Source organism: Pedobacter sp. UYEF25 (assembly GCF_054061655.1).
This window is the reverse complement of sequence record NZ_JBSSEL010000012.1, coordinates 130,222-151,973: the sequence shown is the minus strand read 5'-3', so window position 1 is coordinate 151,973 and position 21,752 is coordinate 130,222. Positions and strand designations below refer to the sequence as shown.

Annotated in this window: 19 protein-coding genes; 6 read left to right on the top strand and 13 right to left on the bottom strand. The window is 38.0% G+C overall.

Going from position 1 to position 21,752, the window contains the following annotated elements:
• The 3 genes from rpoB to ACVWYG_RS12730 all read left to right on the top strand — a co-directional run.
• The coding region (gene rpoB / locus ACVWYG_RS12740) for a DNA-directed RNA polymerase subunit beta (RefSeq protein ID WP_457270607.1) at positions 1-2,860 on the top strand (2,860 nt) is incomplete at its 5' end.
• A gap of 90 nt (positions 2,861-2,950) precedes the next feature.
• Positions 2,951-7,240, top strand: a complete 4,290-nt coding sequence (gene rpoC / locus ACVWYG_RS12735; protein WP_457270606.1) for a DNA-directed RNA polymerase subunit beta' — start codon at positions 2,951-2,953, stop codon at positions 7,238-7,240.
• A gap of 68 nt (positions 7,241-7,308) precedes the next feature.
• On the top strand, positions 7,309-7,623 hold the full coding sequence (locus ACVWYG_RS12730; protein WP_457270605.1) for a DUF3467 domain-containing protein: 315 nt from the start codon (positions 7,309-7,311) through the stop codon (positions 7,621-7,623).
• Here the strand turns inward: ACVWYG_RS12730 and miaA are convergent.
• The 6 genes from miaA to ACVWYG_RS12700 all read right to left on the bottom strand — a co-directional run bounded on the left by miaA (position 7,614) and on the right by ACVWYG_RS12700 (position 13,487).
• Positions 7,614-8,537 (bottom strand): tRNA (adenosine(37)-N6)-dimethylallyltransferase MiaA, encoded by a 924-nt coding sequence (gene miaA / locus ACVWYG_RS12725; protein ID WP_457270604.1) that lies wholly within the window; start codon positions 8,535-8,537, stop codon positions 7,614-7,616. The genes ACVWYG_RS12730 and miaA overlap by 10 nt on opposite strands.
• A gap of 69 nt (positions 8,538-8,606) precedes the next feature.
• Positions 8,607-9,236 (bottom strand): IS1096 element passenger TnpR family protein, encoded by a 630-nt coding sequence (locus ACVWYG_RS12720; RefSeq protein ID WP_457270603.1) that lies wholly within the window; start codon positions 9,234-9,236, stop codon positions 8,607-8,609.
• A 100-nt stretch (positions 9,237-9,336) separates the two neighbouring features.
• Positions 9,337-10,743 (bottom strand): CCA tRNA nucleotidyltransferase, encoded by a 1,407-nt coding sequence (locus tag ACVWYG_RS12715; RefSeq protein WP_457270611.1) that lies wholly within the window; start codon positions 10,741-10,743, stop codon positions 9,337-9,339.
• A 122-nt stretch (positions 10,744-10,865) separates the two neighbouring features.
• Entirely contained in the window at positions 10,866-11,432 is a 567-nt protein-coding gene (locus ACVWYG_RS12710; protein WP_457270602.1) for an L-threonylcarbamoyladenylate synthase, read from the bottom strand.
• A 10-nt stretch (positions 11,433-11,442) separates the two neighbouring features.
• Complete coding sequence (locus ACVWYG_RS12705) at positions 11,443-12,570, bottom strand: glycosyltransferase family 4 protein (protein ID WP_457270601.1); 1,128 nt, start codon at positions 12,568-12,570, stop codon at positions 11,443-11,445.
• A 98-nt stretch (positions 12,571-12,668) separates the two neighbouring features.
• Positions 12,669-13,487 (bottom strand): 2,3,4,5-tetrahydropyridine-2,6-dicarboxylate N-succinyltransferase, encoded by an 819-nt coding sequence (locus ACVWYG_RS12700; protein ID WP_457270600.1) that lies wholly within the window; start codon positions 13,485-13,487, stop codon positions 12,669-12,671.
• Positions 13,488-13,582: 95 nt separating this feature from the next.
• Between ACVWYG_RS12700 and ACVWYG_RS12695 the strand changes: the two genes are divergently transcribed.
• Positions 13,583-13,978: an RNA-binding S4 domain-containing protein gene (locus ACVWYG_RS12695; RefSeq protein ID WP_457270599.1), complete on the top strand. Its 396-nt coding sequence runs from the start codon at positions 13,583-13,585 to the stop codon at positions 13,976-13,978.
• Between the two features lie 10 nt (positions 13,979-13,988).
• Here ACVWYG_RS12695 and ACVWYG_RS12690 read toward each other — a convergent pair whose 3' ends face one another.
• Together ACVWYG_RS12690 and ACVWYG_RS12685 are read right to left on the bottom strand one after the other, a co-directional pair.
• On the bottom strand, positions 13,989-14,450 hold the full coding sequence (locus tag ACVWYG_RS12690) for a nucleoside deaminase (protein WP_457270598.1): 462 nt from the start codon (positions 14,448-14,450) through the stop codon (positions 13,989-13,991).
• Between the two features lie 63 nt (positions 14,451-14,513).
• Entirely contained in the window at positions 14,514-15,125 is a 612-nt protein-coding gene (locus tag ACVWYG_RS12685; RefSeq protein WP_457270597.1) for an OmpH family outer membrane protein, read from the bottom strand.
• A gap of 249 nt (positions 15,126-15,374) precedes the next feature.
• On the opposite strand from ACVWYG_RS12685, the gene ACVWYG_RS12680 reads away from it, so the two are divergent.
• Both ACVWYG_RS12680 and ACVWYG_RS12675 read left to right on the top strand, forming a co-directional pair.
• Positions 15,375-16,313: a malate dehydrogenase gene (locus tag ACVWYG_RS12680; protein ID WP_457270596.1), complete on the top strand. Its 939-nt coding sequence runs from the start codon at positions 15,375-15,377 to the stop codon at positions 16,311-16,313.
• A gap of 17 nt (positions 16,314-16,330) precedes the next feature.
• Positions 16,331-16,765 (top strand): aspartyl protease family protein, encoded by a 435-nt coding sequence (locus tag ACVWYG_RS12675; protein WP_457270595.1) that lies wholly within the window; start codon positions 16,331-16,333, stop codon positions 16,763-16,765.
• Positions 16,766-17,113: 348 nt separating this feature from the next.
• Here ACVWYG_RS12675 and ACVWYG_RS12670 read toward each other — a convergent pair whose 3' ends face one another.
• The 5 genes from ACVWYG_RS12670 to ACVWYG_RS12650 all read right to left on the bottom strand — a co-directional run bounded on the left by ACVWYG_RS12670 (position 17,114) and on the right by ACVWYG_RS12650 (position 21,466).
• Positions 17,114-17,800, bottom strand: a complete 687-nt coding sequence (locus ACVWYG_RS12670) for a hypothetical protein (protein ID WP_457270594.1) — start codon at positions 17,798-17,800, stop codon at positions 17,114-17,116.
• 2 nt (positions 17,801-17,802) lie between these two features.
• Entirely contained in the window at positions 17,803-18,456 is a 654-nt protein-coding gene (locus tag ACVWYG_RS12665) for a hypothetical protein (protein ID WP_457270593.1), read from the bottom strand.
• A gap of 1 nt (position 18,457) precedes the next feature.
• Positions 18,458-18,796: a PadR family transcriptional regulator gene (locus tag ACVWYG_RS12660; RefSeq protein ID WP_457270592.1), complete on the bottom strand. Its 339-nt coding sequence runs from the start codon at positions 18,794-18,796 to the stop codon at positions 18,458-18,460.
• A 300-nt stretch (positions 18,797-19,096) separates the two neighbouring features.
• Complete coding sequence (gene lat, locus ACVWYG_RS12655; RefSeq protein WP_457270591.1) at positions 19,097-20,428, bottom strand: L-lysine 6-transaminase; 1,332 nt, start codon at positions 20,426-20,428, stop codon at positions 19,097-19,099.
• Positions 20,429-20,596: 168 nt separating this feature from the next.
• A complete protein-coding gene (locus ACVWYG_RS12650) occupies positions 20,597-21,466 on the bottom strand; it encodes a 1-aminocyclopropane-1-carboxylate deaminase/D-cysteine desulfhydrase (protein ID WP_457270590.1) in 870 nt (289 codons plus the stop codon).
• Positions 21,467-21,752 lie beyond the last annotated feature (286 nt).

The following is a 21,752-nucleotide window of genomic DNA, read 5'->3' as shown; positions in this document are numbered from 1 at the left end:
TACGGCCAATTCAGAAAAAGAAGCTGTAGAAAACATCTATCGTGCATTGCGTAACGCAGAACCACCTGATGAAGAAACGGCAAGGGGTATTATCGACCGTTTGTTTTTCTCTGATAAGCGTTATGATCTTGGCGATGTTGGTCGTTACCGCATCAACAGGAAACTAAAGATGGATACGCCAGAGGATGTGAAAGTATTGACCAAGGCAGACATTATCGCTATCGTTAAATATCTAATCAAGTTGATCAACTCTAAAGAAGAAGTTGATGACATTGATCACTTGTCTAACCGTAGGGTACGTACTGTTGGCGAACAGTTATATGCGCAGTTTGGTGTTGGTTTGGCCCGTATGGCTAGAACAATCCGTGAGCGTATGAACATTAGAGACAACGAGGTTTTCACCCCGACAGACCTAATTAACGCCCGTACATTGTCATCGGTGATTAACTCGTTTTTTGGTACCAACCAGCTTTCTCAGTTTATGGATCAAACAAATCCATTGGCAGAGATTACGCATAAGCGCCGTTTATCGGCCTTAGGCCCAGGCGGTTTATCAAGAGAACGTGCCGGTTTCGAGGTTCGAGATGTACATTATACCCACTATGGTAGGTTATGTACCATCGAAACACCGGAAGGACCTAATATTGGTTTAATTTCTTCCCTTTGCGTACATGCAAAGATTAATAGCCTAGGCTTTATCGAAACTCCCTACAAACGCGTAGAGAATGGTAGGGTTGTGGTAGATTCTGACGTAATTTATCTTTCTGCTGAAGATGAGGATGGAAAAACCATCGCTCAGGCAAATGCAGAATATAACGATAAGGGCGTTTTCTCTACGCCACGTGTTAAAGCACGTTACGAAGGTGATTTTCCTATTATTGAGCCAGAGAAACTTGATTTGATGGACATTGCGCCTAATCAAATTACCTCTATCGCAGCGTCTTTAATTCCTTTCTTGGAACATGATGATGCAAACAGGGCTTTGATGGGATCAAACATGCAGCGCCAAGCGGTGCCTTTATTGCGCCCAGAAGCACCAATTGTGGGAACAGGATTAGAAGGCCGTGTGGCTAGAGATTCTAGAACTTTGATTAATGCAGAAGGAGACGGCGTAGTAGAATATGTTGACGCCAATCAAATTACCATTAAATACGAGCAAAACGAAGATGATCGTTTGGTTTCTTTTGAGGGCGATAGCAGAACTTATCGTTTAATTAAATTCAAGAAAACGAATCAGAATACTTGTATCAATTTAAAGCCAATTGTTAGAAAAGGACAAAAGGTTGTTAAAGGACAGGTGCTTTGCGAAGGTTATGCGACTGAAAACGGTGAATTGGCTTTGGGTAGAAACCTGAAGGTAGCATTTATGCCTTGGCAAGGTTTCAACTTTGAGGATGCGATTGTAATTAACGAAAGGATTGTTAGAGATGACATTTTCACTTCGTTACACATCGAAGAGTTTGAATTGGAAGTTCGTGACACTAAACGAGGTGAAGAAGAACTTACACCAGACATTCCAAACGTATCAGAAGAAGCAACCAAAGATTTGGATGAGCATGGAATTATCCGTGTTGGTGCAGAAGTGAAGGAAGGCGACATTCTAATTGGTAAAATTACGCCAAAAGGAGAATCTGATCCGTCACCAGAAGAAAAACTGCTTCGTGCTATTTTTGGTGATAAAGCAGGTGATGTGAAAGATGCGTCTTTAAAAACTCCACCATCAATTCGTGGGGTGGTAATAGATACCAAGTTGTTTAGTCGTGCTAAGAAAACGACTAAAGCAGAGGAGAAAGTTGCCATTGAAAAATTAGATAAGAGCTACAACAACATTACCGAAAAGCTTAAAGCAGATTTGGTTGATAAACTTTTTACCATTGTAAATGGAAAAACATCTCAGGGGGTGTTTAACATTTATAAAGAATTGTTAATTGCCAAAGGTGTTAAGTTTACGCAGAAAATTTTAATTGACCTAGAATTTACCCACATCAGCCCGAACAAATGGACCACTGACGAGGATAAAAATGAGATGATTAAACTTTTGTTGCACAACTATAGCATTCGTGTAAACGAAGAGCTTGGTTCTTACAAAAGAGATAAGTTTGCCATTAGCGTTGGAGATGAACTTCCATCTGGAATTGTACAGATGGCAAAAGTTTACGTTGCTAAAAAACGTAAGTTAAAGGTTGGAGATAAGATGGCTGGTCGCCATGGTAATAAAGGTATTGTTGCGCGTATTGTGCGCGATGAAGATATGCCTTTCTTGGCTGATGGTACGCCGGTTGATATTGTACTTAACCCTTTAGGTGTTCCATCTCGTATGAACCTTGGCCAAATTTACGAGACTGTCTTAGGCTGGGCTGGTAAAGAATTGGGCGTGAAGTTTGCTACACCTATTTTTGATGGTGCTACGCACGATGAGGTTGAGGAATGGGTAGCAAAAGCTGGAGTTCCTTCTTCTGGAAAAACTTATTTGTACAATGGTTTAACTGGCGATCGATTTGATCAAACGACCACAGTTGGCATAATTTACATGCTTAAATTAGGTCACATGGTTGATGATAAGATGCACGCACGTTCTATCGGGCCGTACTCATTAATTACGCAACAGCCATTGGGTGGTAAAGCACAATTTGGTGGTCAGCGTTTCGGTGAGATGGAGGTTTGGGCATTAGAGGCATTTGGTGCAGCTAATATTCTTCAAGAAATATTAACCGTTAAATCGGATGATGTAATCGGAAGAGCGAAAACCTACGAAGCCATTGTTAAAGGTGAGAACCTACCAACACCGGGCATACCAGAATCATTTAATGTTTTGGTACACGAGTTACGTGGATTAGGTTTGGATATTACATTAGACTAATTAAGGTAGAAGGTAAAAAGGTAGAAGGTTGAGGGTAAATGCCCTACACCTTCCACCTTCCGCCTTCAGCCTTTAACCTTAAAAAAGAATATGTCTTACAAAAAGGATAATAAATTAAAAAGCAATTTCACCTCGATTACTATAAGTTTATCGTCTCCAGAAATTATTTTGGAACGTTCTAGTGGTGAAGTTTTAAAGCCTGAAACTATTAATTATCGTACTTACAAACCGGAACGTGATGGTTTGTTTTGCGAGCGTATTTTTGGCCCGGTTAAAGATTACGAATGTCATTGCGGTAAGTACAAACGCATTCGCTATAAAGGCATTGTTTGCGATCGATGCGGAGTAGAGGTAACCGAAAAGAAAGTACGTCGTGAGCGTATGGGACACATTGCATTGGTGGTTCCTGTAGCGCACATTTGGTATTTTCGTTCTTTACCAAATAAAATCGGTTACTTATTAGGTCTACCAACTAAAAAACTAGATTTAATCATTTATTACGAGCGTTATGTAGTTATTCAAGCGGGGTTAATGGCCGAAGAGGGTATTAATCGCATGGATTTCCTAACCGAGGAGGAATATTTAGATTTGTTGGATAAACTACCTAAAGAAAATCAATATCTAGACGACAAAGATCCCAATAAATTCATCGCCAAAATGGGTGCTGAAGCATTAGAGGAATTGTTGAAACGAATTGATTTAGATCAGTTGTCTTACGATTTACGTCATCAAGCAGCAAACGAAACCTCTCAACAACGTAAAAATGAGGCTTTAAAACGTCTTCAAGTGGTTGAGGCTTTCCGTGGTGCAAATACACGTATTGAGAATCGCCCAGAATGGATGATTATAAAGATTGTTCCGGTTATTCCACCAGAGCTGCGCCCGTTAGTCCCTTTAGAAGGTGGTCGTTTTGCAACTTCTGATTTAAATGATCTTTATCGTCGTGTAATTATTCGTAACAATCGTTTAAAGCGTTTGATAGAGATTAAAGCTCCTGAAGTTATTTTGCGTAACGAAAAGCGTATGCTTCAAGAAGCAGTCGATTCCTTATTTGATAACTCAAGGAAAGTAAATGCGGTAAAAACTGAAGGCAATCGTGCTTTAAAATCTCTTTCAGATATTTTGAAAGGTAAGCAAGGTCGTTTCCGTCAGAATCTACTTGGAAAGCGTGTGGATTATTCTGCTCGTTCGGTAATTGTTGTTGGGCCTAGCCTAAAATTACACGAGTGTGGTATCCCTAAAGATATGGCAGCAGAGCTTTACAAACCATTTATCATCCGCAAAATGATTGAGCGTGGTATTGTAAAAACGGTAAAATCTGCGAAGAAAATTGTGGATAGAAAAGATCCATTGGTTTGGGACATTCTAGAAAATGTATTGAAAGGGCACCCAGTATTGTTAAATCGTGCACCTACGTTGCACAGATTGGGTATCCAGGCTTTCCAACCAAAATTAATTGAAGGAAAAGCAATACAACTTCACCCATTAGTTTGTACAGCGTTTAACGCCGATTTTGATGGTGACCAAATGGCAGTTCACTTACCGTTAGGTAATGCTGCAATTTTGGAAGCCCAAGTTTTGATGTTGGCAGCGCATAATATTTTGAACCCTGCAAATGGCACTCCAATTACGGTACCATCTCAGGATATGGTTTTGGGTCTTTATTACATTACTAAAGGCCGTAAAACAGATGAAAGTGGCGTGGTTAAAGGTCAAGATTTAATTTTCTATTCTCCAGAAGAAGTAATTATTGCTTACAACGAAAAGAAATTAGATTTGCACGCCTTTATTAAGGTTAGGGTAAATGTGAAGCAGAATGATGGCTCGCTCATAAATCAGTTAACTGACACAACGGTTGGTAGAGTATTATTTAATCAACTTGTGCCTGAGGAATTAGGTTACATTAACGAACTTTTAACTAAGAAATCTCTTAGAGATATTATTGGCGAAGTTGTTAAAATGACTGGTATGGCACGTGCATCCCACTTCTTAGATGATATTAAAGAATTAGGATTTAGAATGGCTTTCCAAGGTGGTTTGTCGTTTAATCTGCAGGATGTTAATATTCCGGTGGAGAAACACATGTTGTTGGAACAGGCTGCAGGCGAGGTTGAAGAGGTAAGAAACAACTATAACATGGGTTTCATTACCAATAACGAACGCTACAACCAAATTATTGATATCTGGACTCGTATAAATAATAGGCTTACTACTTATGTAATGAGCCAACTTTCAAATGATAACCAGGGTTTCAACTCGGTTTATATGATGCTTGATTCTGGCGCACGTGGTTCAAAAGAGCAGATTCGTCAGCTTTGTGGAATGCGTGGATTAATGGCTAAGCCACAAAAATCTGGTTCTGGTGGGGACATTATTGAAAATCCAATTTTATCTAACTTTAAAGAGGGTTTATCCGTATTAGAATATTTTATTTCTACCCACGGTGCGCGTAAAGGTTTGGCAGATACAGCGTTAAAGACTGCAGATGCGGGTTACTTAACACGTAGATTGCATGACGTCGCGCAGGATATGATCGTAAATGATCAAGATTGTGGTACGCTGAGAGGTATGTACACCACTGCTCTGAAAGATCAAGAAGATATTGTTGAGTCTTTGTACGATAGGATTTTAGGTCGTACTTCTTTACACGATGTGTACAATCCTTTAGACAACAGTTTATTGGTTACCGCCGGAGCTCAGATTACTGAAGAAATTGGTAAAACGATTGAAGAATCTCCTTTAGAAGGAATTGAAATTCGTTCGGTATTAACCTGCGAAGCAAAACGTGGTGTTTGTGGTCTATGTTATGGACGTAATTTGGCTTCTGGTAAGGAAGTTCAAATTGGTGAGGCAGTTGGTGTTATTGCTGCCCAGTCTATCGGAGAGCCAGGAACACAGTTAACTTTACGTACTTTCCACGTGGGTGGTACTGCATCTAACATTGCTGCAGAATCTAACATAGTGGCGAAGTTTGATGGTGTAATCGAATTTGAAAATATCCGTACGGTCGACACGCAAACTGACGATGGTATTGTACAAATTGTGCTTGGTAGATCTGGGGAATTTAAAATTATCGAGGCTGGAACAGGTCGCGTGATTGTAACAAATAACGTTCCTTATGGTGCATTTTTATTCGTAAAAGAAGGAGATAAGCTTTCAAAGGGAGATAAAATTTGTTCTTGGGATCCATACAATGCCGTTATTATTTCAGAGTTTGCCGGAAAAATTGGCTTCGATGCCGTTATTGAAGGGGTAACTTTCCGTGAGGAATCTGATGAGCAGACTGGTCACCGTGAAAAGGTGATTATCGACACTCGTGATAAGACTAAAAATCCATCGGTTCAAATTTTGGACAAAAAAGGGGAGATAGTTAAAGGTTATAACATTCCGGTAGGTGCACACGTTTCTGTAGATGAGGGTGATACCATTCAGACTGGAAGAATTATTGCTAAAATACCAAGAGCAACTGGGAAGACCCGAGATATTACAGGTGGTTTACCTCGTGTAACTGAATTGTTTGAGGCGCGTAACCCTTCTAATCCTGCGGTAGTAACAGAAATTGATGGTGTAGTAACCCTTGGAGGAGTTAAACGTGGTAATCGTGAGATTACGATAGAATCTAAAGACGGAGAAATAAAAAAATATCTTGTGCCTTTGTCGAAACACATTTTGGTACAAGACAATGATTTCGTGAAGGCTGGTATGCCTTTATCTGATGGATCAATTTCCCCTGCAGACATCTTAAAAATCAAAGGTCCGGCAGCAGTGCAAGAGTATTTGGTAAATGGTATTCAAGAGGTTTACCGTTTACAGGGTGTGAAGATTAACGATAAGCATTTTGAGGTAATTGTTCATCAAATGATGCAAAAAGTTCATATCGAAGATCCTGGTGATACTATTTTCTTAGAAAATAACGCCGTTGATCGTTGGGATTTCGGAGATGAGAATGATTTGATGTATGACAAAAAGGTGGTAGAAGATCCTGGAGACTCGACAGAAGTTAAAGCTGGCCAGATCATTTCTTTACGTAACTTAAGAGACGCAAATTCTCAATTGAAACGTCAAGATTTGAAACAGATTAAAGTTAGAGATGCAAAACCTGCCACTGCAAGTTCTATTTTGCAAGGTATAACACGTGCTTCATTGGGTACCAAATCATTTATTTCTGCAGCATCTTTCCAAGAAACAACAAAAGTGTTAAACGAAGCAGCGATTGCTGGTAAGCGTGATAATATGCTTGGATTGAAAGAAAACGTAATTGTTGGGCACTTAATTCCTTCTGGAACTGGAGTTAGAGGTTATGAGCGTATTATTGTTGGTTCTCAAGACGAATACGATAAGCTCCTAGCATCTAAAAAAGAAGAAGAAGTAGAAGCTTAAGCAATATTATTCTAAAAGTTTAGCCCTCAACATTCCATGTTGAGGGCTTTTTTTTGTTATTTTTGTTTATGGAAAGTAACGGTCAAGAAGAGAATCAACTAAATATAGAATTATCCGAGGAAGTAGCAGAAGGAATTTTCTCGAACCTTGCAATTATTACGCACTCTAATACTGAATTTATTCTAGATTTTATTAGAGTGATGCCCGGTATTCCAAAAGCAAAAGTAAAGTCTAGAATTATCTTAACCCCCGCTCACGCAAAACGACTTGCCGAAGCATTGGAAGATAACATTAGTAAGTTTGAGTCTGCAAATGGAAAAATCAAAGTACAAGAAGAACAACCATTTCCTATGGGATTTGGAGGGCCAACGGCTCAGGCGTAATTGGGTTCTTTGAGTCGGGAATCTATAAAATCAAGTATTTTTGACTCGTTTCCGGGTTCAAACCAGCAGATTTGCTCATCTTTTCTAAACCAAGTAAGTTGCCTTTTTGCAAAGCGTCTGGTGTTTTGTTTGATTGAGTTTACTGCCGCTTCCAACGAAATCTTGTCATCCAAGTATTCAAAAAGCTCATTATAACCAACCGTCTTTAGTGCATTTAAATTCCGAAATGCTTTTAAAAAAGTGACTTCTTGCAATAAACCAGATGCCATCATTTCATCAACTCTTAAATTAATCTGGCGGTAGAGTTTTTCTCTCTCTGTATTCAACCCTATTTTTACAACATTAAAGTAGCGCAGCTTTTTCTTTTTAGAACGGAAAAAGGATAATTTTTCCCCCGTAGAATGAAAAACTTCCAGTCCTCTTATCATTCTTTGGGGATTAAATTGGTCTACCTGCGAAAAATATTCTGGATCGACCTCTTTCAATTGAATTTTAATAGACTCAATTCCCTCATTTATTAATTGGAGATTTAACTGTGCTCTAACTGTTAAGTCTATCTCTGGCATTTCATCCAGCCCATTTAATAAGGCATTTACGTACATTCCTGATCCGCCAACGAGTATTGCGACGTCTTCAGTTTCGAAAATCTTATCTAAAACTTTCAAGGCTTCATTTTCAAAATCTCCAATATTAAACAGTTCAGTAACCGAGTTCGAGTTAATGAAATGATGTATTACTTGCTCAAGTTCTGTTTTACTAGGTTTTGCCGTGCCAATAGACATTTCCCTATAAAATTGGCGAGAATCTGCAGAAATGATTTCGGTGTTAAAATGTCTTGCAATTCTTATTCCCAAGCTTGTTTTTCCAATAGCCGTTGGGCCTAAAATAGCGATTAGTGTTTTAGGTTGCTTCATACTTTTAAAAAAAACCGCTAGCTTATTTTATGCTAGCGGTTTAAAACTATTTCTCAACGATTGAGAAGATTAAAAATCTTTTTCTTCTTCTTCATATGCTTCATCATCGCCGCCAAATTCGTCTTGACTTTCCTCCTCATCGTTTTCATCCTTTTCCTCTTCATTAATGCCAAGCCCACCCATTGCCTCCATCTCATCGGCGTCATCTGGAACGAAATCCATTTCATTTAAAAAGTCAAATTCTGAAGGCGTTTTTTCTCTGGGATCAACCGCCGTCGGACTATTTTGTACGACCATTTTAGGCGCTATACCTACACTTTTAGCTAAATAAGGATACTGTATGTTTGGGTTCGATTCTAAAATTATCTTAATAAGCTCTACGTGAAACTCATATGACCTGTCGAAGTTGTAGACGTAATAAAATTTTTGATGTGGGTCTTCAATAAAACCGCTTAGTTTTGAATTTTCCATAAGTACCACCCGATCTTTTTTCCGATCATTTGGCAAGTAGGCAATTTCGTCTCCTTTGAGCCAGTTATCCGCGCTAACATAAAAGGAAGATGACTTTTCTGCATCGTAGCCTGTAGTTTTGTGAATTGCGCGGTGTAGATCAAGGAAGGTTTGATTAGATTTAATATCAATCTCTTGTACTACGTCATCGAAATCTTCGAAGGTGATTTTAAATTTATAAATTGCCATTTGTATATTTTCAACTTGTAAAATTAAAGTTAATTTCCTGCATTGCAAAAAGCACAATGTCCGATTAGCAAATTAATTCAATCGGTGCGTTTAAGTACTCTTATTTATCCTCAGCGCTGAGGTCTATTTTTTTTGCATAATCCATCATAAATTTTTGCGCTTCGACGAAGTTATTTTTAATTTGCCCTTCTAATATGGCCTCTCGAATGGCATTTTTAATTTTTCCAACGGCAATTCCAGGTTTAAGTTTAAAAGTTTCCATAATATCTTGACCCGTTATTGGAGGCTGCCAATTCCTCAACTGATCGCGTTCTTCTACATCCTTTAATTTCTGAATCACCAATTCAAAATTTTTGCGATATTTTGTCTTTTTGTACTCGTTTTTTGTAGTTACGTCAGCATTACAGAGCATCATTAAACTATCTATCTCCTCGCCGGCATCAAACAAAAGCCGCCTTACAGCAGAATCTGTAACCGTTTCCTGCGCCAAAACGATCGGTCTTAGGTGTAACATTACTAATTTCTGCACATACTTCATTTTCTCATTCTGAGGAAGTTTTAATTCTGCAAAAATTTTCGGAACCATTCGTGCTCCGCGATCTTCGTGGCCATGAAAAGTCCACCCGTGATTTGGTTCAAAGCGTTTGGTAGCTGGCTTCGCGATGTCGTGTAAAATTGCCGCCCACCTCAGCCAGAGATCGTCAGTAACGGTACAAATATTGTCTAATACTTCTAAAGTGTGGTAAAAATTATCTTTATGCCCCCTTCCTGCAATGTATTCTACGCCGAACAGGTTTGCCATTTGAGGAAATATAAGTTCCAATAAACCGGTGTCAAATAATAATTTAAATCCAATTGAAGGGGTGGGGGAAGCGATGATTTTATTTAATTCATCCGTAATGCGTTCTTGTGAAATAATTTTTATTCTTCCTTTTTTTTCTTTTATTGCGGCAATTGCCAACGGATCTATTTTAAAATTTAATTGGGTGGCAAATCGTATTGCCCTCAGCATCCTCAATGGATCGTCCGAAAATGTTATTTTCGGATCTACCGGTGTTCTAATAAGTTGTATGTCCAAATCTTCGATGCCGCCAAACGGATCGAGCATTTTGCCAAACTGTATCGAATTAAGTTGAATCGCCATTGCATTGATGGTAAAATCCCTCCGCAACTGGTCATCTGCCAAGGTGCCATCTTCCACAATCGGCTTCCGAGATTCAGAACGGTAAGACTCTCTCCTTGCGCCAACAAATTCGATTTCTAATCCTTGATGTTTTAAATTAGCTGTTCCGAAATTCTTAAATATAGAAACCTGTTCGTTTAATTTTTTCCCAACAATTTGTGCAAACGAAATCCCACTACCAACCACCACCACATCAATGTCTTTTGATGGTCGTTCTAATAAAAGGTCTCTAACAAACCCACCAACCACGTATGCTTCTATTTTAAGCTCGTCTGCTACAATCGCCAGCAACTTAAAAATTGGATGTCGGAGATGAGCGCTCAAATTTGGAAATTTTTCCATTTTTTCGTTTAAGGTTAACATACGGTAGATCAGATATATAGCTTTTAGCTGATTTAGTTGAACATTTATAACCCATCTGTTTGGGGTATATCTATCATACGTGGTTATTTTCTAATAAACTCAAATTGTCCTGATGTGCCAAGTTTTATAATGGTGGAAGGTTTGGTCCGAGTTCGTTTGTCTCGCTCAAAATCCACTACATAATCTACTTTAGTTATTAATTCGGAATCAATCTCATCAAAGAATTGCGGCGAAGCTTTTCCGCTTAAATTTGCGGAGGTAGAGACAATTGGCTTACGAAATCGATCTAACAAGGTTGAGCAAAACTCGTGTTTTACAATCCTAATCCCAACGCTTCCATCCGAATTTATCACACTTGGAGCAAGATTTTTTGCGCCGGAAAAGATAACTGTTAATGGATTTTCTGCAAACTCAATTAAATCATATGCCACTTCAGGAACTTCTGATAGGTAACTTTGTAATTTATTATCAGTATTTAAAAGAATGATTAAACTCTTTTCGGGGGGACGGTTTTTTATTTTTAGTAAGCGCATTACAGCCGCTTCATCCGTCGCATCGCATCCCAATCCCCATATTGTATCAGTAGGATAGAGTATCACCCCACCAGATTTTATAACGGCTAAGCTTTTCCTTATTTCATCTTGTAGCATGTTGCTGTATTTAGCTTAATTTTTCATGCGTTAATGCCATGTAAGTATCGATAATTTCATTTGTACTTTTATCGCCATCAAATTTGCAGGCATAAATCAATCCCTGTTCAATCATATCATTTCGCAAGGATGGAGAATCTAACACACGATCGATCGCCTGTGCAAGTGCTTTATCGTCTTTCGGGTCTACATACAAACTAGTTGGTCCGCCCGCTTCTTCTAAACAAGATCCTGTTGCCGCAATTATCGGCAGTTTTGAATACAGTGCCTCGATGATTGGAATTCCAAATCCTTCGTAGTTAGACGGGTACACAAAGGCGGTAGCAGATTGGTAGATGCCAGGTAAATCGACAAAAGAGACGTTTTCCAAAAATAAAATGCGCGATTGCAGATTGAGGTTTTTTATTTCAGCCAATACATATTTTTTGTAACTGGTTTGTTTCCCTACAACAACTAAATTAATTGCTTCTTTTACTCGAGAAAGCGCCTTTACTAATACTAGTAAGTTTTTTCGCTCCTCTATTGTGCCCACAATTAGTAAATACCTAGTTGGCAGATTGTATTTATGGGTTATCTGATCTAATGCTTCATTTGTAGACTTCGTTTTAAAAATTTCGTCACATGTTTGGTAAACCACCTTAATTTTATCGGCAGCTATCCCATAGAACTCAATAATATCGGCTTTTGTTTTTTCACTTATAGCGATAATTGAGTCGGCATTTTTACACGCATATTTACTTTTAAAAGTGTAGATCTTGCGATCTAAAAATTTATAATATTTCGGAAAACGTAGGAAAATCAAATCGTGAATGGTTACCACCGTTTTGATTTTAGAATGATTTATAGCGAAAGGAAGTTCTTGACTTAAACCGTGGTAAACGTTTACCCCGTCGTTAATGAGGTCTTTTAAAATGCCAAAACTCCTCCAAAGAAAATTACTGGTTTTTGGAGTTTTTATTTCTAGTCCCTCGATATTTACAAACGCCGCAATGCGTGGATTTTGCTTAATTTTTGGGGTATAAACCAAATAAATGTTCCCTACCTTTTTTTCTACCAGAAGTTTGATAGTCGACCTACTATAGTTTCCGAGTCCGGTTAAATTATTGGTTGCCCGCTTTCCATCAAAAGCTACACGCATACACTCCTCCTGCCCGTTAGTGCGGGAAATGTATGCGTAAAATTCTCATAGATATAAAGCATATCGATTTACAAAAAGATCCTTTTTAGAATTGCAAATTAGACAGAAACATTATTCTCTCTTAGCGCGTCGTTTAGCGAAGTTTTTTTATCGGTGCTATCTTTTCGTTTGCCAATAATCAACGCACATGGCACTTGGTATTCGCCGGCAGGAAATTTTTTGGTATAACTTCCAGGAATTACGACAGATCTAGCAGGAACCATTCCTTTGTATTCCTTTGGAGTATCGCCAGTGATGTCGATAATTTTAGTGGACGCTGTTAAAACCACATTTGCACCTAAAACAACTTCTTTTTCCAGTTTCACACCTTCTACAACAATTGCGCGAGAACCTAAAAAACAGTCGTCTTCTATAATTACAGGTGCACTTTGTACAGGTTCCAATACACCGCCAATACCTACGCCACCACTAAGATGCACTCTTTTTCCGATTTGTGCGCAAGATCCTACGGTTGCCCAAGTGTCTATCATAGTGCCTTCATCCACATATGCGCCAATGTTTACATAGGAGGGCATCATAATTACTCCCCTTGCCAAATAAGAACCATACCTGGCGCTTGCCATCGGTACAACACGTACACCGCTTTCTTTATAATCTGATTTCAGGTCCATCTTGTCGTAAAAAACAAATGGTCCAGTTTTTACTTCTTTCATATCCCTAATTGGGAAATATAGGATTACTGCCTTTTTCACCCAATCGTTAACACCCCAAGCATTTAAAACCGGTTCTGCAACACGAAGTTCCCCTTTATTCAATCGAAAGATGACAGATTCGATCGCTTCGCAATAGTTACTGTATTTTAAAAGATTTCTATCTTCCCACGCGGCTTCTATTAATTTTTTTAAATCTACGTACATGTTCGTTTTTAAATTTTACGCAAAATAAACCATTTTTATCTATTACGCACGGTTTTTGTGGAAGAAATTGTCCTTAGTTGTGTAATTTTGAAGAAATGGCAGCAGAAGAAAAACTTAGAATTGATAAGTATTTATGGTCTATAAGGTTATTCAAAACTCGTAGTCTGGCAACAGAAGCCTGCAAAGCTGGTCGAGTAAAATTTAATGGTCAAAATTTAAAACCATCGGCCATTGTTAAAATAGGAGACATTTATCAGGTAAGCAAGGGCATAGAGAAGAAATTAGTAAAAGTGGTAGCATTTTCCTATCAACGAACAGATTCTCCAACGGCTTTAACTAAATATCAAGACCTTACCCCTGTTGAAGAAACGCAAGGTTTCAAAAGTATGTTCCATTCGCCTGTACTAAAGCGTGCAAGAGGCACAGGAAGGCCAACTAAAAAAGATAGGAGAGAAACAGACGGTTTAATAGAAGGACTTTTTGAGGATTAGCGTCTTTAAATTAATGTTTTTTTTTCCAAGCTTCAAAAACTTCATTGCCTTCGATTTTAAGCAATTCAATCATCGGTAATTTTCTTTTTTCTATTGGTTCGCTCAATTCTCTATAAATAACCTGATCATCAAAACCGGCTTTTGATGCATCAATGCCTGCGCTGGCAAAGTATACTTTTGTAATGTTAGACCAATAAATTGCGGCCAAACACATTGGACATGGTTCGCAACTCGTATACAGTATACAGTCGCTAAGGTCTACGCTATTTAGTTGTTTACTTGCAATGCGGATAGCCATGATTTCGGCGTGAGCAGTCGCATCAATAGTTGATTTAACAAGGTTTTCTGATTTGGATATTAACTTGCCGTTCTTCGCAACCACCGCACCAAATGGACCACCATTTTTTCCATTTAAATTCTTAGCGGCCAATGCAATTGCCATCTGCATGAACTCTTCGTCGGTGTGCTCCATAATTTACAAAAAAAAAATGCCCCAAAACATATTGAGGCATCTTGTATTTTTACAACAGTTTACTTATTTTTTTGTTTTGTTATAATCTTCATTTAATCCTTTAATCACTTCAGAAGTGACATCTAAACTTTCATCTGCATATAAAATAGCACTACTGCCTTTTGCATAAGTCATCACCATTTTGTACCCTTTTTCTTTAGCATATCCTTTTAAATAATCGGCAATTTTATTGTATAGTTTTTCATTTTCTACAGCCTGATCGTTCTGCAATGAGCCACCTGCATTTTGTTGGTAGGTCTGCAGCTCTTGTTGTTTACGGCTTAGGCGTTCTTCTGTAGATTTTCTTACATCGGCTGCCAATGTGGCTGCGCTTTTCTGGTAATCTGCAACTTCGCGCTGAAATGCTTGAGTTTTAGACTGTAAATCTGCTTGCGCTGATTTGGTTTTCGAATCGAATTTAGTTTTTAAATCTTTATAGTAATCGTACTTGCTTAGCAATGAGTCTGAATTAACAAAGACAATTTTTTGACTTGCATCGACAGTGGTCGCCGTAGAACTATCTTTTTTTGAAGTTGATGAATCTGTTTTCGACTTGTTATTTTGACAAGCAGAAAAAGATATTGCCAGTGAAAAGGCTGCAACGGCAGCAATATAAGTAAGATTTTTCTGTTTCATTTTCATTTAAAATTTTGGCAAACATATATAAAATTGAGATGAATAACAACACCTTACATTTTGTTCAGATGTAAAAAAGAACATAACCTTAGCCATTGTATTTGACCATAATCTACATAACAATAAAAGAATATTCTAGAAATTTTAATTTGTAAGAATTCTATCTGATTGCCATAAAAGCGAAACAGAAGTGGTGTCTTCACGTTATTATTTTTATATTGGTAGAATTATAAACTTAAAAAAATAAACATGAAAGTTACTGTTGTGGGTGCGGGTGCGGTAGGCGCCACGTGCGCCGATAATATTGCAAGAAAGGCGTTGGCAAACGAAGTTGTGCTACTTGATATTAAACAGGGTTTTGCAGAAGGCAAAGCAATGGATATGATGCAGGGTTCGACTCTATTGGGTTTTGACACAAAAATAAAAGGCGTAACAAACGATTATAGTCAGACCGAAGGATCAGACGTGGTAATTATTACTTCAGGGTTGCCCCGTAAACCTGGGATGACGCGCGAAGAACTTATTGGGATTAATGCGGGCATAGTTAAGGGTGTGGCAGAAAACATTCTAAAATATTCTCCTGAAACGATTTTTATTGTTATAAGCAACCCAATGGATACCATGGCTTACTTAGCTTTGAAATCTTTGGGTTTACAAAAAAACCGCATCATTGGTATGGGCGGTACATTAGACAGTGCTAGATTTAAGTTTTATCTATCGCAAGCACTGAATTGTAGCCCAAATGATCTACAAGGTTTTGTTATTGGTGGCCACGGCGATACGACGATGATTCCCCTAACGCGCTTAGCTACTTATCAAAGCTTGCCTGTTAGCCAGTTGTTAGATAGAGCTACGCTTGATAAAGTTGCTGCTGATACCATGGTCGGTGGAGCAACGTTAACCGGCTTAATTGGTACGTCTGCGTGGTACGCGCCTGGAGCAGCTGGTGCCGCATTGGTTCAAGCAATTTTGCGTGATGAGAAAAAACTGTTTACCTGCTGCGTATCACTTGAAGGAGAATACGGGCAAAATGACATCAGCTTGGGCGTACCGGTAGTGATCGGAAGAAATGGTTGGGAAAAAATCATAGATTTTGGACTTAATGAAGAAGAACAAACACGTTTTAATAAAAGCGCAGATGCGGTTCGTAAAATGAACGATGTGTTGGTAGATATGAAATTGATATAATTTGTAGCAATTTTTGAATGAAAAAGATTAAAATTCCGCTTAGATTGATAAATCTAAACGACGACGGCTTCCACCTTTTGGTGGAAGTTTTTGTTTTCGGTAAAAAGCATTACGCCGTATTAGATACCGGTGCATCTCGATCTGTATTTGATAAGGCGTTGTTGGAAGCGAATCTTGAAACCCAAGAAATGATTAATGAAGACATTAACGCCGCAACATTATTTACATCAACTACCACAATACAAGCTCAAATCCCAACTTGGACGATAGGGAAGTTAAAAATCAAAAAATATGAAGCGGTCGCATTTGATCTGCAATCAGTAAGTGAAACCTACCAACAATTTGGGCATCCGCCAATTTCTTGTATCGTTGGAGGAGACATTTTGATGGAATATAAGGCGGTGATTGATTATAAGAAAATGGTGCTGTTATTGAGGGGGAAGAAGAATTAAAATGTCTATATTTTTGAATTCTAAATATACTTTAAGTTTTTTGGAAAGCAGGTTCCGGTTACAATTTAAGTTAGCCGTGCTGTACACTGTAGCCACTCGTTCCTCACTGGCTGCCGTTCCCATCACGTTTAGGTACGCAAGCCGCAATAAGAAACTGGGGTTTGCCGAGCCGCCAATAAAGCGCAATTGTTAGTTTGTGCAACGCAATAAATCCAGCGTAAGTTTTCCCTTTTACTCGAAACCTGCCACTTCTATATCTGCATGCGGACACTTGCGCGGAAAGGATGAAGATTGGCTACAAGAAAATGAAGCTTGTTTCAAATACGAAATAAAAAGGTTTACTAGATGTTAAAAGGACAACTTGCTATACTCGGCTTTTAGCTTTTTACTTTCTTCTAAGCCTTGAGATAAAGTTTTTAAAGCTGCGAAAATGTAGAGTACGAACAGTACACTTATGCCAGCAGTCGTTGCATAATTTAAGTTTATTCCAAAAGATGAATATTGTTTTTCAGAAAAGTAATTGCCTATGTTAAAGGCACCTGCACATGAACCAAAAAGAAGTAAATAAGCGGAAGAAGTTCTAAATGCTAGGTATTTTGATAATTTTAAACCACGGTTCTTAATAAAATAATAGACTAAATAAAAAACTGCTACACATATCAAGATTGCGAGCAAGGGAGGATGATAACTTTCAAACACTACTTGGGTTTTGTAAATGCCGAATAGAATAAGAGCTGTAAGCGGCAGATACCTAGGGGCAAGAAATTTTAAAAAATTACCGAAAAATATTTTCCTATAACGTTTATCCATTCTTTCAATAATGGAGTCTTCTATTACGCTAAATCCAAAAATCCCAAAATTCGAATGCGTCTCGGCAAGCGCATTTTCGAATGTGAGTTTTGGACTTTTCAACATTCTTTCTTCTACAGCAGTTGCCACATGGTCTAAAACCTCCATTTGGACATCTATAAATGCAACACCACGTTTGGCAATAAAGGTTTTAATTTCTGAAAGTTGGACGAGGGAAAGGGACATAACTACGCTGTTTTGAGTTGTAGATTGCTTTTGTAAAATTTAATGAACACTCTCAAATGTGCAAAAAATATTAAAGCCGAGGTAATGAAAATCAAAGCAAAGGTAAGTGCAGAAATTCCTGCTAAATCTTGTAAAATTGGACACATAAAAAATATTATAAATCGGGAACTTTTGATTGATTTGCTGAGAAGAAGCTTTCTACAAAGGGGCTCTTTTATCACGATGCCTGCCAGAGATTTTCTCATCAAATAACAAACCGAAATGCCTAACCAAATAATCGAACCACAAACGTAAATCGGTAAGAAAATTGAAGAGGTTCCAATCGCCGGTCGCATAAACAAGAATGTTAAGCCTCCAGAGATAATAATATTTGCTAAATCTCGTCTAAAAAATTGATTTTTAAATTCTTCCCAATAAATTTTATTAACTTTTCTATAGATCGCCCTAATGGCTTCTGTTTCCATATTTTGTATCCCCGTTAATCCACCAAGATCTTGCTCAATTATTTTGGATGCAAAATTTTCAGAGAAAGGTTCGTCGCTTAGCTCTGCAGCTTTCAACACATGGTCAAAGACCTCATCATTAGTCTCGCTGTAGCGCGTTAAAGGAGTTAAATATTCCGCCAACTTTGCGCGTGTTTGTTCATTATTTTCCATCTTAGAAACTTGGCTTTAGATTTAACAACAATTGCAGATTTGCAATAAAACTTTTAGCCTCATTTAATTTACTTACTACCTCCTTTTGACCGTCTTTAGATAACGAATAATATTTTCTTAATCTATTGTCTACAATATCGGTACTGGTTTCTAAAAAACCCTCCGCTTCCAATTTATGTAGGGTAGGGTAGAGGGCTCCTTCCTTTAACATCAATGCGCCTTGGGTAAGCTCTTTTACTTTTTGCGTAATCTGGTAACCATACATTTTATCCTCTCCGGCCAATAGCTTTAAGATGATGGTCTGTAAAGTTCCTTTAAAAAGATCATTCTGGTTTGCCATACAATAAATGTATAAAAAATATAATACATATTTTTATATGTATTATGTTAAAATATATTTTTGCAGAGAGAAAGCATCGTCGACTAAGTATGATGCCGACAATGTTGATGATAGGGAGGAAAAGCTGCAACTTGCGAAGTAAGCGCTACCTTTATCGCTAAAGGCTAAAAATAAAAGCGCCTGTCAGTTGGGTCTGAAAGGCGCAATTTTTTTTAGCTATCGAGGTGTTTTTTTTAGAACTAGATTTGTTTTAATCCAGCCTCCTGCAATCTTCAACCGTCCATCTGAAATGGTAGATTTCTAAAGAGACGGCAGAATCTTCGCCATCACATCCATTCCTTCATCAATATGTTTTTTTTCTACACAAAGTGCAGGTCTAAAACGAATGGTATGATCGCCGCAACCTAAAAAGAGTACGTTGTGCTCCATTCCTTTTTTTAGAAACTTATCTCGTATTTCTTTTGAAGGGAAATCAAATGCGGTAAGTAAGCCTAAGCCACGAACATTACTCATTTTGTCAGATGATTCTGCTAAATTCTTTAAATGCTCTTGAAGATAACGTCCCATGGAAGCAGCGTTATCACAAAGTTTATCTTCCTCTACAATTTGGAGAATTTTGGTAGCACGTACCATATCAACCAAGTTTCCCCCCCAGGTAGAATTAATACGACTCGGCACTTTAAACACATTTGTTTCTATTTCATCAAGCTTATTGCCGGCAAGAATTCCGCAAACCTGCATTTTTTTGCCGAAGGCTAAGATGTCTGGTCGTGCTTTCTCGCTAAAATTTTGATGACACCAAAATTTTCCGGTTAAACCAACGCCTGTTTGCACTTCATCATAAATTAAACAAGCCTCATTTTCATCGGCTAAGTTTTTAAGTGCGATCAGAAATTCTTCACGCAAGTGGTTGTCTCCACCTTCTGATTGAATTGGTTCAATCAAGATTGCACAAATTTCATTTGGGTGGTTTTTAAATGCTTCTTTTATTTGGGCGATAGATTGCTCCTCGGTTTGCTCTGCCATTTCCAAGTTTTTCCCGACTAAGGGAAATTTTACTTCGGGTACGCTTACACGCGGCCAATCGAACTTAGCGAACCATTTTGTTTTATTGGGTAAGGTATTTGTTAAGCTCAGTGTATAACCAGTTCTTCCGTGAAATGCTTTTTCGAAATGCAGTACTTTTGTCCCCTTTTCTGCCCTGATCCCGCGAGCAAAATTTTTCTGCACTTTCCAATCCATCGCTGCTTTTAAGGCATTTTCTACTGCCAATCCCCCACCTGCGATAAAAAAAGCATGAGGTAAATAGTCTGGAATGCCAATGTTGCCGAAAGTTTTGACGAACTGAGCGTATTGTTGTGTGTAGACATCAGAGTTTGACGGATTTGCCATTGCGGCTTCAAGTAGATTTTTTTTAAAAGCCTCGTCTTGCATCATTTTAGGATGGTTATATCCTAGGGGAACAGAAGCAAAGCAACTGAAAAAGTCAAGTAGACTTCTATTGTATTTAGAATCGTATATGTAAGAGCCACTGCTTTTTTCAATGTCATATGTCATATCAAACCCATCAGCTAATAAGTGTTTGCTGAGGGTTTCTCTTACTTGGTCTGGTGCTATTTCTAATGTATACATATAAGCTATTTTGGTCGAACCCAAATTTAGTCAAAACGCCCTCAAATTCAAATCAAAGCCTATTTTTATAGTAAATCGATTAATTAGGTTTAAACGGTTTAAACTATGATTTAGCCAAATGCGCGTCAATGAATTTAAAAATGTGGAAAACTTTTTTAAATACTAGACCTAAAATTTGTCTTTCATGCCCATCAATCCCAGTAAACCACCTGTATGTATTGCCAAAATTTTATCCGACTGGTTTATTGCCCCTTTGGATTGAAGATCGACAATGGCATAGAACATTTTTGCAGTATAGACTGGATCTATAAGTACGCCCGTGGTCGCTACAAAGTTTTTAATAAACTCAATAAGCTGAGGAGTTATTTTGGCGTAGCCTCCAAAGTGGTAGTCGTTATGTATAGTAAGATTTTTAGTTTCGTCGTTATATTTTGCAATCTCTTCGTCTAGCCATGCTCCGGTTTTTAGGGAGTTGATGACATGAAGCTTAGTAGAAAGTTTGGCTTTTGAAAGGCCCTGTAGTAAACCTGCCGCTGTGGTGCCTGTTCCGGCGGCGCAGAAAATGTGATCATATGGAGATGTAAGTTCTGAAATGATTTCTGCGCAGCCTTTCACCGCGTCTTCGCTTGCCCCTCCCTCATTTATAAAAAATGCCTCCGGATCATTATTAAACGTGTCTTTAAACAAATGCGTTTTATTTTTATAATCTGCTCGGCTTACAAAGAGGAGCTTTGTTCCATAGAGGCGACATAAAAATAACATTTCGTTAGTAACGTCTTCGCCCCGTACAAATGCGGTACATTTAAAGCCATATTTGGCCGCCGCCGCAGAAGTTGCAACAAGATGGTTGCTATAGGCGCCTCCAAAAGTGATTAGATGTCGCTTTTGGAGACTATTTGCACTTGCCAAAATATATTTCAGCTTACGCCATTTGTTTCCAGAAATGAATGGATCGATTAGATCGTCTCGTTTTATATAAAGGTTGTTAAACGGGAAGAAATCCAACTTTTCTACCGGACTATTTAAGGTTTGAAACACCTAATAAAGGTAGTTACTATTTGACGGATGAGGCGTTCTTTAGAGTCTTCTATTTAAAATAAATTTGTCTTAATAAGTAAGGGAAAAATTTAATAATGATGATAAAGGATTTTGTAAAATTTTTCATATCTATTTGTTTGGACTATAAATATCGGCAATTACAGTGCTAAAAATTTAAAAATGTTCAAATTACTTACTTCTAGGTATAAGCAACATTTAAATAGGGTATTTAACCCTAAAAATGATGTTTATGTACGTGTGATTGTGCATAAAAATGAGTAGAGCC